General features: G+C 69.4%; 13 protein-coding genes and 2 pseudogenes. 9 read left to right on the top strand and 6 right to left on the bottom strand.

Features of this window, described 5'->3' with window-relative positions; translation table 11 throughout:
• A complete protein-coding gene (locus ACIQCZ_RS19450) occupies positions 1–525 on the bottom strand; it encodes a GtrA family protein (RefSeq protein ID WP_402283641.1) in 525 nt (174 codons plus the stop codon).
• A 182-nt stretch (positions 526–707) separates the two neighbouring features.
• Here ACIQCZ_RS19450 and ACIQCZ_RS19445 point away from each other — a divergent pair, with 182 nt between their 5' ends.
• The 3 genes from ACIQCZ_RS19445 to ACIQCZ_RS19435 are packed head-to-tail and all read left to right on the top strand — an operon-like array spanning position 708 to position 3,604.
• The gene (locus tag ACIQCZ_RS19445; RefSeq protein ID WP_402283638.1) at positions 708–1,859 is read left to right on the top strand and encodes a 5-(carboxyamino)imidazole ribonucleotide synthase; all 1,152 of its coding nucleotides are present in this window, start codon (positions 708–710) and stop codon (positions 1,857–1,859) included.
• Positions 1,856–2,395, top strand: coding sequence for a 5-(carboxyamino)imidazole ribonucleotide mutase (gene purE, locus ACIQCZ_RS19440; protein ID WP_376222834.1), 540 nt, complete (start codon positions 1,856–1,858; stop codon positions 2,393–2,395). The genes ACIQCZ_RS19445 and purE overlap by 4 nt, the downstream gene beginning before the upstream one ends.
• 6 nt (positions 2,396–2,401) lie before the next feature.
• Positions 2,402–3,604 (top strand): dipeptidase, encoded by a 1,203-nt coding sequence (locus ACIQCZ_RS19435; protein ID WP_402283635.1) that lies wholly within the window; start codon positions 2,402–2,404, stop codon positions 3,602–3,604.
• A 60-nt stretch (positions 3,605–3,664) separates the two neighbouring features.
• Here ACIQCZ_RS19435 and ACIQCZ_RS19430 read toward each other — a convergent pair whose 3' ends face one another.
• Positions 3,665–4,027, bottom strand: a complete 363-nt coding sequence (locus ACIQCZ_RS19430) for a VOC family protein (protein WP_402283633.1) — start codon at positions 4,025–4,027, stop codon at positions 3,665–3,667.
• 112 nt (positions 4,028–4,139) lie between these two features.
• Here ACIQCZ_RS19430 and ACIQCZ_RS19425 point away from each other — a divergent pair, with 112 nt between their 5' ends.
• Positions 4,140–4,652, top strand: coding sequence for a CGNR zinc finger domain-containing protein (locus ACIQCZ_RS19425; RefSeq protein ID WP_402283631.1), 513 nt, complete (start codon positions 4,140–4,142; stop codon positions 4,650–4,652).
• Positions 4,653–4,814: 162 nt separating this feature from the next.
• Here ACIQCZ_RS19425 and ACIQCZ_RS19420 read toward each other — a convergent pair whose 3' ends face one another.
• Entirely contained in the window at positions 4,815–6,158 is a 1,344-nt protein-coding gene (locus ACIQCZ_RS19420; RefSeq protein WP_402283630.1) for a UDP-glucose dehydrogenase family protein, read from the bottom strand.
• 203 nt (positions 6,159–6,361) lie between these two features.
• Here ACIQCZ_RS19420 and ACIQCZ_RS19415 point away from each other — a divergent pair, with 203 nt between their 5' ends.
• On the top strand, positions 6,362–7,519 hold the full coding sequence (locus ACIQCZ_RS19415; RefSeq protein WP_266752200.1) for an acyl-CoA dehydrogenase: 1,158 nt from the start codon (positions 6,362–6,364) through the stop codon (positions 7,517–7,519).
• A gap of 93 nt (positions 7,520–7,612) precedes the next feature.
• Here ACIQCZ_RS19415 and ACIQCZ_RS19410 read toward each other — a convergent pair.
• The 3 genes and pseudogenes from ACIQCZ_RS19410 to ACIQCZ_RS19400 form a co-directional block, all read right to left on the bottom strand.
• A pseudogene (locus ACIQCZ_RS19410) lies at positions 7,613–8,484 on the bottom strand (hypothetical protein).
• A 31-nt stretch (positions 8,485–8,515) separates the two neighbouring features.
• The gene (locus ACIQCZ_RS19405; protein ID WP_402283629.1) at positions 8,516–9,472 is read right to left on the bottom strand and encodes a helix-turn-helix domain-containing protein; all 957 of its coding nucleotides are present in this window, start codon (positions 9,470–9,472) and stop codon (positions 8,516–8,518) included.
• Between the two features lie 217 nt (positions 9,473–9,689).
• Positions 9,690–10,180, bottom strand: a pseudogene (locus ACIQCZ_RS19400) (ATP-binding protein).
• 164 nt (positions 10,181–10,344) lie between these two features.
• On the opposite strand from ACIQCZ_RS19400, the gene ACIQCZ_RS19395 reads away from it, so the two are divergent.
• From ACIQCZ_RS19395 to ACIQCZ_RS19380, 4 genes are all read left to right on the top strand, one after another.
• Positions 10,345–11,223: a helix-turn-helix domain-containing protein gene (locus tag ACIQCZ_RS19395; protein ID WP_402283627.1), complete on the top strand. Its 879-nt coding sequence runs from the start codon at positions 10,345–10,347 to the stop codon at positions 11,221–11,223.
• Positions 11,220–11,429, top strand: coding sequence for a DUF397 domain-containing protein (locus tag ACIQCZ_RS19390; protein WP_402283625.1), 210 nt, complete (start codon positions 11,220–11,222; stop codon positions 11,427–11,429). The genes ACIQCZ_RS19395 and ACIQCZ_RS19390 overlap by 4 nt, the downstream gene beginning before the upstream one ends.
• 361 nt (positions 11,430–11,790) lie before the next feature.
• Positions 11,791–12,156 carry a DUF4440 domain-containing protein gene (locus ACIQCZ_RS19385; RefSeq protein WP_402283624.1) on the top strand — a complete coding sequence of 122 codons (366 nt, stop codon included), beginning with the start codon at positions 11,791–11,793 and terminating at the stop codon, positions 12,154–12,156.
• A 310-nt stretch (positions 12,157–12,466) separates the two neighbouring features.
• Positions 12,467–15,475 carry a carboxypeptidase regulatory-like domain-containing protein gene (locus tag ACIQCZ_RS19380; RefSeq protein WP_402283622.1) on the top strand — a complete coding sequence of 1,003 codons (3,009 nt, stop codon included), beginning with the start codon at positions 12,467–12,469 and terminating at the stop codon, positions 15,473–15,475.
• Positions 15,476–15,540 lie beyond the last annotated feature (65 nt).

The following is a 15,540-nucleotide window of genomic DNA, read 5'->3' as shown; positions in this document are numbered from 1 at the left end:
CTACCGCCCGGCCGAATCCGCCTCGACCCGCGGCACCTGCTCCGTACGCCCCTGCTTGATGAACCCCTCGGCGTTCAGCACGGTCTCCTTCGCGGGCAGCGCCTTGAACACCCACGTCCGGTAGGACCAGAAGCGGAACAGCGTCGCGATGCCGATCCCGAGGATCTTGAAGACATTGCTCTGGACCGGGCTGTTCCACCCGAACCCGTACGTCGCCGTGTACAGCACACCGGTCTCGATGACCGCACCGGCCGCGCTGAACAGCAGGAACAGCGTCAGCTCGCGGGTCCGTCCGCTCTTGTCGCGGTCCCGGTACGTCCAGTAGCGGAAGCCGACGTAATTGAAGAGGATCGCGACGAGCGTCGCCAGCAGCCCCGCCCGTACCACCTGGAGATCCGTGGTGCGCCAGAGCAGGTTGGACACCGCGATATTGACGACCAGGCCGAAGGCGCCGACCGCGCCGAACTTGGCGACCTCCCGGGCCAGCAGATCCAGCCGGGCCCGCAGCGCGCCCCGTTCGCTCATGGTGATCGCTCAGCCTGTCTGTCGGTTACGTCGGCCACGCCATGCTAGCCGTCTCCCCCACGGGGCGCCCGGGGATGTTCGGACAGGTGTGGCCAGGTGTGGCCGTGCTCGACTACCCCGCTCGGCAGGGGCGGCGGAGGGCGTCGTCGGGCAGGCTTCGGGGCGGCGGATACCCTGGAGGAGTGACGTTCCCGGTAGTCGGTATGGTCGGCGGCGGTCAGCTCGCCCGTATGACCCACGAGGCGGGCATCCCCCTCGGCATCAAGTTCAAGCTCCTCAGTGACACCCCCCAGGACTCGGCGGCCCAGGTGGTGAACGAAGTCGTCGTCGGCGACTATCGCGACCTGGACACGCTGCGTGCCTTCGCGCGCGGCTGTGACGTGATCACCTTCGATCACGAGCACGTACCGACCGAACACCTGCGGGCCCTGGAGGCGGACGGCATCCCCGTGCGCCCCGGCCCGGACGCGCTGGTGCACGCCCAGGACAAGGGGGTGATGCGCGCGAAGCTCACCGAGATCGGCGCGCCCTGCCCCCGCCATCGCATCGTGACGGACCCGGCGGACGTCGCGGCCTTCGCCCAGGAGGTCGGGGGCTTCCCCGTCGTCCTCAAGACGGTCCGCGGCGGCTACGACGGCAAGGGTGTGTGGGTGGTCCGCTCCGAGACGGACGCGGCCGACCCCTTTCGGGCCGGTGTCCCGGTCCTCGCCGAGGAGAAGGTCGACTTCGTACGGGAGCTGGCGGCCAACATCGTCCGCTCGCCGCACGGCCAGGCCGTCGCCTACCCGGTCGTCGAGTCGATCCAGGTCGGTGGGGTCTGCGACACGGTGATCGCCCCGGCCCCGGAGCTGGACGAGCGGCTCGCCGGCGAGGCCCAGCAGCTCGCCCTCCGGATCGCCTCCGAACTCGGTGTCGTCGGCCACCTCGCCGTCGAGCTCTTCGAGACCCGTGGACCCGACGGGAAGCCCGGCATCCTGGTCAACGAACTGGCCATGCGTCCGCACAACTCCGGGCACTGGACCCAGGACGGCGCGATCACCTCGCAGTTCGCCAACCACGTCCGGGCCGTCCTCGACCTGCCGCTCGGCGATCCGCGTCCGCGTGCCACCTGGACGGTCATGTCCAACGTCCTCGGCGGCGACTACCCGGACATGTACCAGGCGTATCTGCACTGCATGGCCCGCGACCCGCAGCTCAAGATCCACATGTACGGCAAGGACGTGAAGCCCGGCCGCAAGGTCGGACACGTCAACACCTACGGCGACGACCTGGCGGACGTGCGTGAGCGCGCCCGGCACGCGGCCGACTACCTGCGAGGAACGATCACCGAATGACTTCCCCCGCCTCCGCCGCGCCGGTCGTCGGCATCGTCATGGGCTCGGACTCCGACTGGCCCGTCATGGAAGCGGCCGCCAAGGCCCTCGACGAGTTCGAGATCCCCTACGAGGTCGACGTCGTCTCCGCCCACCGCATGCCGCGCGAGATGATCGCGTACGGCGAGCAGGCCGCGGAGCGCGGTCTCAAGGTGATCGTCGCGGGCGCGGGCGGTGCCGCCCATCTGCCCGGCATGCTCGCCTCCGTCACCCCGCTTCCGGTCATCGGCGTGCCGGTCCCGCTGAAGTACCTGGACGGCATGGACAGCCTGCTCTCCATCGTGCAGATGCCCGCCGGTGTCCCCGTCGCGACCGTCTCGGTCGGCGGCGCGCGCAACGCGGGCCTGCTGGCCGCCCGTGTCCTCGCCGCCCACGACAGCGAGCTGCTGGCCCGGATGCGGGAGTTCCAGCAGGAGCTGAACGACCAGGCGACGGAGAAGGGCAAGCGGCTCCGCAGCAAGGTCCAGGGCGCCGACTCCTTCGGCTTCGGGAAGTAGGCCCCGGTGGAGAAGGCCGAACGGCTCGAGCGGGTGGCGGAGCTCCTCGCCGAGTACCCCGTCGTCGACGGGCACAACGACCTGCCGTGGGCGCTGCGCGAACAGGTCGGCTACGACCTGGACGCCCGCGACATCGCCACCGACCAGTCCGCTCATCTGCACACCGACATCCCGCGGCTGCGCGCGGGCGGCGTCGGCGCCCAGTTCTGGTCCGTCTACGTGCGGTCCGACATGGCGGGCGACGAAGCCGTCAGCGCCACGCTCGAACAGATCGACGTGGTCGCCGAGCTGCTGGAGCGCCACCCCGCGGACCTGCGGCGCGCCGTGACCGCCGACGACATGGAGGCGGCCCGCGCCGAGGGCCGCATCGCCTCCCTGATGGGTGCCGAGGGCGGCCACTCCATCAACAACTCGCTGGGCACCCTGCGTGCCCTGCACGCCCTGGGCGTCCGCTACATGACGCTCACCCACAACGACAACATCGCGTGGGCGGACTCGGCGACCGACGAGCCGGGCGTCGGCGGTCTCTCGCCCTTCGGCCACGAGGTCGTACGGGAGATGAACCGCACCGGCATGCTGGTCGACCTCTCCCATGTGGCGGCCACCACCATGCGCGACGCGCTCGACACCTCCTCGGCGCCGGTGATCTTCTCGCACTCCTCGTCGCGAGCAGTCTGCGACCACCCGCGCAACATCCCGGACGACGTCCTCGGCCGCCTTCCGGCCAACGGCGGCATCGCCATGGCGACCTTCGTACCGAAGTTCGTCCTCCCGGCGGCCGTCGACTGGACCCGTGCCGCGGACGACAACCTGCGCGCCCACGGCCTGCACCACCTCGACACCACCGCGCGGGCCATGGAGATCCACGCAGCCTTCGAGGCGGCCAACCCCCGCCCGATGGCGACCGTGGCGACGATCGCCGATCACCTCGACCACATGCGCGAGGTCGCCGGGATCGACCACATCGGCATCGGCGGCGACTACGACGGCACCGCCTTCCTCCCGGAGGGCCTCGGGGACGTCGCGGGCTATCCGAACCTGATCGCGGAGCTGTTCGGCCGCGGCTGGTCGAGCGCCGATCTCGCCAAGCTCACCTGGCAGAACGCGGTACGGGTGCTGCGCGACGCCGAGGACGTCGCGCGCGAGCTGGGCACGCGCCGGGCACCGTCGCACGCCACGATCGAGCAGCTGGACGGCCGGGCCGGCTGAGCCGGAGTTCCTGAGTGCGGGGCGCCCCTCGGGGCGCCCCGCACGTTTTTCCGCCCGCTTCTAACACGCACACAGACAGAACGGGTGCCCCGCGGGATCCGCGTACACCCGGAAAGTCCGCTCCCGGTCCGCCGCGTCCAGCACGGTCGCGCCCTGTGCGAGCACCTCCTTCTCCGCCGCGTCCAGATCCGGCACGGACAGATCCAGATGGAACTGCTGCGAACCGTCCGGACGCGGCCACTGCGGCGGTACGTGACCGGGCGCGCTCTGGAACGCGAGCCGTGTGCCCCCGGCCCCGGTCAGCTCCACCCAGCCCTCGCCGTCGTCCTCGACCTGTCCGCCGAGCAGCCCGGCGTAGAAGCCGGCGAGCGCGGCGGGGTCGGGGCAGTCCAGAACGACAGCACCCAGCGTGGCGACAGCCATGGCACTTCCTCCTTCGAACGGGAAGACACTTCGGGCAGGAAAAGTTACCCCTAGAACGTCTCAACAGGTAACCGTTACTGCATGCTGCCGCATCGGAGGTAACGTCGCAACCATGAATGCGAAGGACTCCGCGCCCGGTGGACTCGCCCTGATCGAGGCCCTGGTCAACACACTGGACATCGAGACCGGTGCGGACGCCCTCGACACTGCGGACGGGCGCTCCGTCTTCTCTCTCACCGAGTCCGAGGTGCCGGGCGCGCGCGTGCTGCGCGAGGCGCTCCGCACCGCATGCCTCGCCCACGCCGGTCACCGCCCGCCGGACGGCGCCGCCGCGCCCCCGCTCGACCGGCTGCTCGCCGCAGCGCCCCTGCGCGTCAGCGTGGATGCGGCGGGCGCCGCCGCACTGCGCCCCGCGGCCGAACCGGCAGGGCTGACCGCGCGCGTCGCGGCGGCCATCGCCACCGCGGCGGCCGATGGCACCTGGGCCCGGCTCAAGGCGTGCGAGGCCGAGCACTGCCAGTGGGCGTACTACGACCGCAGCCCGGCGGGGCGCCGCCGCTGGTGCTCCATGTCGGTGTGCGGCGCCCGCGCCAAAATGCGCACCTACCGCGCGAAGCGCGGCTGAGAGCCCGTCGGGTGACCTCGGACCGGATGGCGGGCGCGGTCCGGTGCGTGCGATTCCGAGGCGGAGGAGGGAGTCGGCGACCGACGACGACGCGGGAGGCGTGCGTGGCCAGGGCGTGGCCGCTCGGTCGGAGGTCCCCCCGACAGGCTCTGAGGGGGCGGGTCAGGCCGTCGGGCGTCCCATCGCCCGGAACGTCCAGCCGGCCTTGCGCCACAGCTCGCTGTCGAGCGCGTTGCGGCCGTCCAGGATGATCCGGCGGGAGGCGACCTCGCCGAGCGCCGCCGGGTCCAGCTCGCGGAACTCCCGCCACTCCGTCAGATGCAGCACCACATCCGCGCCGCGCACCGCGTCCAGCGCCGAGCCCGCGTAACCGAGCGTGGGGAAGAGCCTGCGGGCGTTGTCCATGCCCTTCGGGTCGAAGACCGTGACCTGGCCGCCCTGCAGCTGTATCTGCCCTGCCACGTTCAGCGCCGGCGAGTCCCGTACGTCGTCCGAGTCCGGCTTGAACGTCGCGCCGAGAACTGCCACCCGCTTACCGAGAAACGAATCGCCGCCCACGGCTTCCCGGGCCAGCTCCACCATGTGGCCGCGGCGCCGCATGTTGACCGAGTCGACCTCGCGCAGGAAGGTCAGCGCCTGGTCCGCGCCCAGCTCGCCGGCGCGTGCCATGAAGGCCCGGATGTCCTTCGGCAGGCAGCCGCCCCCGAAGCCGATCCCGGCCCGCAGGAACTTCGAGCCGATCCGCTCGTCGTGCCCGATCGCCTCGGCCAGCTTCACCACATCACCGTCGGCGGCCTCGCAGACCTCGGCCATGGCGTTGATGAACGAGATCTTCGTGGCCAGGAAGGAGTTGGCCGCGGTCTTCACCAGCTCGGCGGTCGGGAAGTCCGTCACCACGAACGGCGAACCCTCGGCGACCGGCACCGCGTACACCTCGCGCAGCAGCCTCTCGGCCCGCTCGCTCGCGACGCCGACGACGATCCGGTCCGGGTGCAGGGTGTCCTTCACTGCGAAGCCCTCGCGCAGGAACTCCGGGTTCCAGGCCAGCTCCGCGTCCGCGCCCGCCGGGGCCAGCTCCGCCAGCCGCGCCGCGAGCCGGGCCGCCGAGCCCACCGGGACGGTCGACTTCCCGACGACCAGGGCGGGCCGGGTCAGATGCGGTGCCAGCGACTCGAAGGCGCTGTCGACGTAGCTCATGTCGCAGGCGTACTCACCGTGCTTCTGCGGAGTGTTCACGCAGACGAAGTGGACGTCGCCGAAGTCCGCCACCTCTTCCCACGAGGTGGTGAACCGCAGCCGCCCGGTCGATCCCTCGATGCCCTCGACGTGCTGGTGGAGCAGCTCCTCCAGGCCCGGCTCGTACATCGGGACCCGGCCGGCGCCCAGCATCTCGATCTTCTCGGGCACGACATCGAGGCCGAGGACCTCGAAGCCCAGTTCCGCCATGGCCGCGGCGTGGGTGGCGCCGAGGTAGCCGGTGCCGATCACAGTGATCCTGAGGGCCATGGGGTGCTCCTGGAAGATGCGGACAGACGTGCGGTGAACGAGCATAGTCGTGCCCTCGAAGGCCCGGTTTCCGGCAGCCCGCGTGGGTTCTCCTCTCCCACCCCTGTCATGAAGCTCACGCGTGCATTGCATAGGCCATCACGGGAGCCGGGCTCTAAAATTGGGTTACTTAACGGTAGTTAGCTTCATGGGGAGTGAGCGTCTTGGCGGGTTCGACCGATTTCGACCTGTACCGTCCGGCCGAGGAGCACGAGATGCTCCGCGAGACGGTGCGCGCGCTCGCCGAGGCGAAGATCGCCCCTCACGCGGCGGCGGTCGACGAGGAGGCGCGCTTCCCGCAGGAGGCGCTGGACGCACTGACCGCCGCGGACCTGCACGCGGTGCACGTACCCGAGGAGTACGGCGGCGCGGGCGCCGACGCCCTCGCCACGGTCATCGTGATCGAGGAGGTGGCCCGTGTCTGCGCCTCCTCCTCCCTCATCCCGGCCGTGAACAAGCTCGGCTCGCTCCCGGTGATCCTCTCCGGTTCCGAGGACCTGAAGAAGAAGTACCTGGGCCCGCTGGCCAAGGGCGACGGCATGTTCTCGTACTGCCTCTCCGAGCCCGACGCGGGTTCCGACGCGGCGGGCATGAAGACCAGGGCCGTGCGCGACGGCGACTTCTGGGTGCTCAACGGCGTGAAGCGCTGGATCACCAACGCGGGTGTCTCCGAGTACTACACGGTGATGGCCGTCACCGACCCGACCAAGCGCTCCAAGGGCATCTCGGCCTTCGTCGTCGAGAAGTCGGACGAGGGCGTCTCCTTCGGCGCCCCGGAGAAGAAGCTCGGCATCAAGGGCTCCCCGACCCGCGAGGTCTACTTCGACAACGTCCGCATCCCCGCCGACCGCATCATCGGCGAGGAGGGCACCGGCTTCGCCACCGCGATGAAGACCCTGGACCACACCCGCATCACCATCGCGGCCCAGGCCCTCGGCATCGCGCAGGGCGCCCTCGACTACGCCAAGGGATACGTCCAGGAGCGCAAGCAGTTCGGCAAGCCCATCGCCGACTTCCAGGGCATCCAGTTCATGCTCGCCGACATGGCCATGAAGCTGGAGGCGGCCCGCCAGCTCACCTACTCGGCCGCCGCCAAGTCCGAGCGCCTCGACGGCGACCTCACCTTCTTCGGCGCGGCGGCCAAGTGCTTCGCCTCCGACGTCGCGATGGAGATCACCACCGACGCGGTCCAGCTGCTCGGCGGCTACGGCTACACGCGGGACTACCCGGTGGAGCGGATGATGCGCGACGCGAAGATCACGCAGATCTACGAGGGCACGAACCAGGTGCAGCGGATCGTGATGGCGCGGAACCTGCCGTAGGACGGTTATCGCCGTGGTGTCCGGCCCCCGATGCGCGCATCGGGGGCCGGACGTGCGTATGCGGCCAGGAGGGGTGCAGTCGCCGGCGCGGGGCTACTCCTCGGCGAAGACGTCCTCGGCGGTGGCGGCGGTGGCGGCGCGGTTGAGCCACTGGCGCAGGAGCTGGGGGTCGTCGCAGGTGGTGATCTTCTCGTGGATCTCGTCGGTAATGGCGATTCCGCGCGCTTCGAGAACCAGTAGCAGGCTTTCTACTCGGCCCTTTGCCCGGCCTTCGTCCCGGATTTCTTCCGACATGAAGGACTTGTAGAAAGAGAGGTCCACGGCCACCAGATTCCTCCACTGTTGTGCGGCCGGGCGGTTGCCCAGGCCTTGCGCGGTGAGTTCGACGAGGGGGTCGGCGGTTGCTTCCGGTGTGTCCCGCAGTGCGGCGGACAGGGTTTTCAGTATGGCACCGACGTCCGGATTGTCGGCGTGTGTGATGGCGGCCAGGGTGGCGAGCGCGAGGTCTTTGCGGGCTTCGGCCACATCGGTGATGACAGGCATGTTGTGCGGACCCGCGACGAGGGGGTTCAGAGCGAGTGTCTGCCATTGACGGACGCCGATGGAGATGGGGCGTGCGGCCCGTTCGGCGGTGGTGTGGTCCTGGCAGACGACCAGCAACAGGATGGGCAGAGCGTATCTGTTGTGGAGATAGCTGACGTAGTACGGCCAACTGGCGGTTTTGCGCGGGTCCTTCTTGCCCTGGGCTTCGATGGCGAGGAGGAAGGCCCGTCGTGCTCTGTTTCGATGCGCAGGAGGGTGTCCACCCGGCGTTCGACGGGACGGGCCTCGGTGAGGTCGGTGGGCAGGGCGGTGGCCGAGGTGGGCGGTGGGATGTCGACTCCGAGCACCTCGGAGACGCGGGAGAAGAGGCTGGGGTACTCCTGGAAGATGCGGTGCATTGCCTCGTGGGGCGAGCTGACCATGGAGGTCCGTTCGGGTTGAGTGGCGTTTCCGTCAGGCGGCTGTGTGGAGGTCTGGTCGGCAGTCGCGGCAGTGGCCGGGGTGGCGGGAGCGGAAGGCGCGGTCGCAGCGGTCGCAGTTCTGGAGCGGGATGACGATGACGCCGGGGCGTGCGGGTGCGAGGTCTTGGGCTTCCGGCAACGGCGGTGGCAGGAGCGCCGTGATCCGGTGGTGCAGAAGCCTGGCCGGGTGCTTCAGGGGATTCGGGAGGTCGGTGGTGAGGGCGTGGCGGACGGTGTCGGGGTGGGCGTCGCGTTCGAGCCAGGTGGCGACGCCGGGGGTGAGGGCGCGGATGTCGTTCTCGGAGAGGACGAGTCGAGGCGTGTGGCGGCGCAGGTCGGCGAGGAGCGCGGTGGCCACACGCTGGAGCTCCGGCGTGAGTTCCTGCGGATGGGGGAGCGGCAGAGACGGCGTCGTGCGGGCGGTGGGGGCCGGTGCGAGGACGGGCGGCGGCACGGGCGGTTGCGGTGTGGGTGCGGGGGGTGGCTCGGGAGCGGCTACACGTGGCTGCGGTGGTGCGGGCAGCTGGGCCGGCTTGCTGGGACTCGTCCGGGGGCGAGGGGCCGGGGCGGGGTGTGCGACCGCGTCGGGCCGGTTGTACGAGACGGTGCGGGTGACGATGCGGCCGTCGGCGAGGCGTACGCGGCTGCGGTGGAGGTAGCCGTGGGCTTCGAGTTCACGCAGGGCCGCGGCGATGCGGGTTTCGCTGTCGGGGAAGCGTTCGGCGAGGTGCTTGATGCCGATCCTGGCTCCGGCGGGGAGCGACTGGATGTGGGCGGCGAGCCCGATCGCAGCGAGGGAGAGCCCGTGGTGCTGGGCGAGGTGATTGCCGATGACGGTGAAGCCTGCGGCGTGCCGGACGTTGATGTGGATGACACCGGACGCCGGTGTGGCGTCTCCGGGTACGGGATACGGGGCGCGCGGGGGCGCGGTAACCTGCGGGGTATCCATCGGGAAGCTCCTACTTCCTCGGTGGTCAGGCCCCCGGTTGAGAGTGCGAATCTCGGTCGGGGGCCGTCGCATGTTCTGGAGTTGTCGCGGCGAGCATATGCCAGCCAACCTGCTTGAAATCCAGCCCAGTTGCCCCATGTCACCCGAGTGAGTGACGGCGACGGGACCGGGGTCGGGTTTGGGTGGGAAGGGTATTTTCCCCAGGTCCTTAAAAGCCTTATGCGTCGTGGAACGCGGCGACGTGGTTAGCCGGGTCGTGGGTTTCCGCGACATGGTGGAACGGTCGCGGTACGAGGTCGAGTTCGGCCCAGATCGTCTTGTGCGGGACGGGTCCGAGGTCGACGCCCCAGCGGTCGGCGAGTGCCTCGACGATCAGCAGACCGCGCCCGCTCTCCGCGTGCCGGTCGGGTCCGGAAGCGACGGGCAGTTGCTCGGCCCGGGTGTCGGTCGCCTCGATCTGCAGGAGTTCGTCGCGGCGGACGGTGAGACTGAGTCGGAAGTCCCGACCCGGTACGCGGCCGTGGACGGCGGCGTTGGCGGCCAGCTCGGCGACGATGTGCGCGGCCGGTTGGCAGACGATCCCCCAGTCGCCCAGATGCACCGTGGCCAGGAGACGGGCGAGCCGGGCGCCCGGCGGGTGGGAGAGAGCAGCACGGTGAACTGCCGGACGTGAGCGAAATGTTCGGTTCGAGTGATGTGTTGGTTCACGCCACTCAGCGTGGGCGGGGCGTGCGTACCGTGAACGGCAACGAGCCCCTTGCGTACGGTGATTGTCCCGTGCTTGTCCAGTGCTGTCCCGGCTGTCCGGGGTGGCGTGCTGGGGACACCAGGGGTTGAGCAAAGACCGCATGCACGTTGGAAGTGGGGCACGGATGAGCGTGGATGAGACCGGTACGGAGCGCCGCGACGGCGGGGCGGACGAGCCGGGCTGGGACGTCGACCCTGACGACGAGTCCGGGGTGGCGGTGGTCGCTGCGGTGGGCCGTCAGATCAAGGCGTGGCGGGAGTCGGTGGGGCTGCGGGCCGGCGAGTTCGGGGCCGCGATCGGGTACGGGGAGGACCTGGTCTACAAGGTGGAGGGCGGGCGGCGCATCCCCCGGCCGGAGTTCCTGGACCGGGCGGACGAAGTGTTGGGCGCGGGCGGGAAGCTGGCCGCCATGAAGCGGGATGTGGCGGAGGTCCGGTACCCGAAGAAGGTGCGGGATCTGGCGAAGCTAGAGGCCAAGGTTGTCGAGCTGGAGGCGTACCACCACCACAACATCAACGGCCTGTTGCAGACCGAGGAGCATATGCGGGCCTTGTTCGCGTCATGGCTGCCCGCCTACACGTTGGACGAGATGGACCGTGTGGTGGCTGCTCGCATGGCCCGGCGATCCATCTTCGACCGGGATCCCCTTCCATCGCTGAGTTTTGTCCAGGAAGAGGTGACGCTTCGCCGTCCGGTCGGAGGCACAATGGTGTTGCGCCGACAACTCGAACGCCTCTTGGAAGTAGGGCGGTTGCGGAATATGGCGATCCAAGTGATGCCGACCCATCGCGAGGAGCATCCCGGGACCGGTGGGCTGATCGAGGTTCTGAAGTTCCCCGACGGCAGTGCGGTGGGGCGTTCCGAGGGAGCGTTCGGCGGACGCCCGGTCTCCGACCCGAAGCAGCTCAGGATCCTTGGGCTGCGCTATGGGATGATCCGGGCCCAGGCTCTTTCGCCACGGGAGTCGCTGGCCTTCATCGAGCAAGTTCTGGGAGAGACATGATCCACAAGCCCTTTGCCAGGGACGCCTCGGAGCTGGAGTGGTTCAAGAGCAGTTACAGCAGCAGCGGCGACGGTAACGACTGCGTTGAGGTGGCGTCCGCACCCGGTACGGTCCACGTCCGCGACTCCAAGAACTTGCAGGGGCCCCGGCTCGCTTTCGCGGCAGGTGCTTGGGTGGGCTTCGTCTCGTACGCCGCCGGTCACTGATCCCACACGCACTCGCCCCCTCAACACGGCTTGGGTGCGTGCGCGAGGCCTCGACCCCACACCCTACGAGGCCGAGATCGAGCGGTTCGCCCGCACTGGGGAGTGGCCGGCCGGACATCGGCCCGCGTGACGGCCGGGCGCGGATGTCCTTTCGGGCCTCCACCCCGACCGGATTGGATGAGACGGTGACCGGCTTCGGTGAGAACGATCAGGACACCGGCGGCCGATCAGGACACCGGCGGCAGTTGGTGATCAACCCAGCCATAAAGGTGACGGGAGATGATGTCATCGCCGGTGTCGCCGCTTGCGTTGCGTGAACAATTCGCTGTGACGTGACGAGGAACGTCCGTAGGGTCCGTGTATGGCAGACGAGAGTGAGAGTGCCGTTCAAGCGGCCACTGAGGCGGAGATGCGGCTGCTCGACCCTGACGTGCGTGCTTCGCCGGCCCTGGTCTCGGAGCTTCTGGACCCGGAGTTCCTGGAGATCGGAGCGTCGGGACGGCGTTGGGACGCGACGTCGATCCTCACGGTGACGAGTGACGGTTCGGTGACCCCCGAAGCTCCGGTCGAGGTCAGCGATATGTCGGGGGTCGTACTCGCTCCCGGCATCGTTCATCTGACGTACTTCGCCGACCACAGCGGGCGCCGGGCATGGCGGAGCTCCGTGTGGCGTCTGACGGAAGTGGGCTGGCGTATGTACTTCCACCAGGGCACTTTGACGAGCTGAGCGATTCGGGACCGTCACCGCCGCCGGCATCGCCAGGGTGCGTGACCGGTAGCTGATGGATCATCGCAAATGGGCGGGTCCATGTTGCGTCGTGTTCCGTCGTGGACGCCTTCTTGTCGAGAACATGGCAAAGATGTTTAGTGTGTCCCGGCGGATGAATCCATCTGCTGTCGACCGAGAACCAGCGCACGGGTCGACCCCAGCTCAGCTGCATGGGAGTCACACATTGCGCACTTCGAGGCGTTCCAGACCGGCCGCGCGGAGGATCTCCGCGCGACTGGCCGCATTCACCGCGGCGGCTGTCGCAGTCATGGCTGCGGGATTACCCGCAGCCCAGGCTGCCACCGGTGCCGCGGCAGCCGCTCCGGGCACCGTCGCCACCGCGACGCATCCCGGGGGCGGTCTCGCCGCCTCCGGCGTCGGCTCGCACGGCGAGATCTCCGGCGCCGTCACCGACAGCTCAGGCAAGGCGCTTTCCGGCGCCTCCGTCGTAGCCGGTATCTACCGGTCGACCACCGACGCCCAGGGGCACTACAACCTGACGGTGCCGCCTGACACCTACAACATGGCCGCGTACGCCTACGGGTACGCGCCCAAGAAGGCCCACGGCGTCGTCGTCGACGATGGCACCGTCACGATGGACTTCGCGCTGGACGCGGTGGCCCGGCAGACCGTGACCGGCAAGGTGACCGACGGATCCGGCCACGGCTGGCCGCTCTACACCAAGATCACCATCGATGACGTGCCCGGCGCCCCGGTCTTCACCGACCCGTACACCGGCGCGTACAGCGTCGACCTGCCGCAGGGCGCCGACTACACCCTGCACTTCACCTCCGTGTACCCCGGCTACAAGGCGGTCACCAAGCAGGTGGCCGTGGATGACGCGGCGCAGACCGTGAACGTCGCGGTCCCGGTGGACGCCCAGGCGGCCACGGCGCCCGGTTACCAGGTCAAGCGGTCCGGCCCGACCGAGCCCTTCGACTCCACCGCCGGCGCCCCCGAGGGCTGGAGCGTGGTCAACGCCGACGGCACCACCGGCGGCTGGGCCTTCGACGACTTCGGCAACCGGGGCAACAAGACCGGTGGTTCCGGCGCCTTCGCCATGGTCGACAGTGACAAGATCGGCAGCGGCAAGAAGCAGGACACCTCGTTGATCTCGCCGGTCTTCGACCTGACCGGCAACGACAGCCCGCAACTGGAGTTCGACACCGACTACAAGAGCTACTCCAACCAGGCCGGCAACATCGACGTCAGCACTGACGGCGGTGCGACCTGGACCAACATCTGGAACCGCACCACCACCCTGACCGGCCCTGCCCATGTCGAGCTTCCGCTGACCGACTACGCCGGGAAGTCCGGCGTGCAGCTGCGGTTCCACTTCACGGGCAGCTACGGCTACTGGTGGGAGCTCGACAACGTGTTCGTGGGCAAGCGGACCTACGAGCCTGTCACTGGTGGTCTGGTGGCCGGTACCGTGAAGGACGCCAACACCGGCGACGGTGTCGTCGGCGCCACCGTCGTCAACGCCGACGCCTCGCAGGACAAGGCCATCACCGCGGCCACCCCGGACGATCCGGCCCTCGGCGGCGGCTTCTACTGGATGTTCACCTCCAAGACCGGCAGCCACACGTACACCGCTTCCAAGTCGCAATACGCCGACCTGGCCAAGACGGTGAAGGTGGCTCCGGACAGCACCACCCAGGCGGTCTTCGACCTGAAGACCGGCAAGTTGGTGGTCACCCCCGGCTCGGTCGACAAAACGCTCGGCTGGGGCAAGCAGGCCACCCAGAGCCTGACGGTGAAGAACACCGGCGGTGCGCCTGCCGGCCTCACCCTGGGCGAGCAGCCGGGCGGCTTCACCCAGCAGTTGAAGGGCGGCGCGCCGCTCAACCTGGTGAAGGGCGACTACTCCCCGCTGGCCCTGCGCAAGGGCAAGACCTCGGATGCGGCTGTGGTGGCCAACGCGGCCGGTGACGCCTGGCAGCCGGTGGCCAACCTGCCGACCGCTGTGCAGGACAACGTGGTCGCCGTCCACGACGGCAAGGTCTACTCCGCCTTCGGCTACACAGGCAGCGCGGACACCAACGCGCTCTACGCCTACGACCCCGACAGCGGCTCCTGGACCAAGCTGGCCTCCGCGGCCGACACCCGCGAGGGCAGCCCGGCCCACGGCTTCATCGGCGGCAAGCTGTACGTGGTCGGCGGCTGGGGTGCCGACGGCGACCCCGACGCCAAGCTGGAGGTCTACGACCCGGCGTCGAACAGCTGGTCCACCAAGGCGTCCTCGCCCAAGCCGTACGCCGGTTCGGGCAGCGCGGTGCTCGGCGGCAAGCTGTACGTCGTCGGCGGCTGCACCGACAGCTGTGGCACCACGGACGCCACGGTCTACGACCCGTCGTCGGACAGCTGGTCCCAGATCGCCGCCTACCCGGAGCCGATCTCCTGGCAGTCCTGCGGCGGCATCGGCGGCAAGCTCTACTGCGCCGGTGGCAGCGGCGGCAGCAGTTCGACCAAGCACGCCTACGTCTACGACCCGGGCACCGACAGCTGGTCGGCCGTCGCCGACATGCCCGCCGACCTGTGGGGTTCGGCGTACGGCGTGGGTAGCGGCAAGCTGCTGGTCTCCAGCGGTGTCGTCAACGACAGCGCCGCCATCACCAACCAGGGCTACGCCTTCGACCCGGGCACCGGCAGCTGGACCGCCCTGCCCAACGCCAACACCAGCGTCTACCGTGTGGGTGCTGCCTCCGGCTTCTACAAGGTCGGCGGCAACCCCGGCGGCAGCTCGACGCCGCCGGTGTCCACCGTCGAGGTGCTGCCCGGCTACGACCAGGGCGGCGAGTCCTCGGACGTCAGTTGGCTGTCCACGAGCAAGGACAAGGTGACACTCCAGCCCGGGGAGAGCACCACGATCACCGTCGGCCTGGACGCCACGGTCCCCGAGGTCACGCAGCCCGGCGACTACACCGCGGCGCTGACCGTCCGGACCGACACCCCGTACTCGGTCGCCGACGTCGGCGTGAAGATGCACGTCAACCCGCCGAAGGACTGGGGCAAGTACGCCGGCACCGTGCTGGGCGCCGACGGCAAGGGCGGCACCGCGCCACTGGCCGGGGCGACCGTCCAGATCGACAGCTGGGCGAACAGCTACACCCTGCGGACCGCCAAGGACGGCACCTTCGCCCTGTGGTTCGACGCCCGCAACAACCCCGTCACCGTGATCGTGGCCAAGGACGGCTACCAGCCGGTGGTCACCACTGTGAAGATCAAGAAGGGGGAGACGACGACCGGCAACTTCACGTTGAAGAAGGCCTCGTGACCCTGCTTCCGTGAAACAGCGCGGGCCGGCCCCTCGGGACCGGCCCGCGCGCCCGTGCCGTACCT

The organism is Streptomyces sp. NPDC093149 (genome assembly GCF_044754145.1).
Taxonomy (GTDB): Bacteria; Actinomycetota; Actinomycetes; order Streptomycetales; family Streptomycetaceae; genus Streptomyces.
Note: the sequence above shows the minus strand (reverse complement) of the source record. Positions and strands in the feature narration are given on the sequence as shown.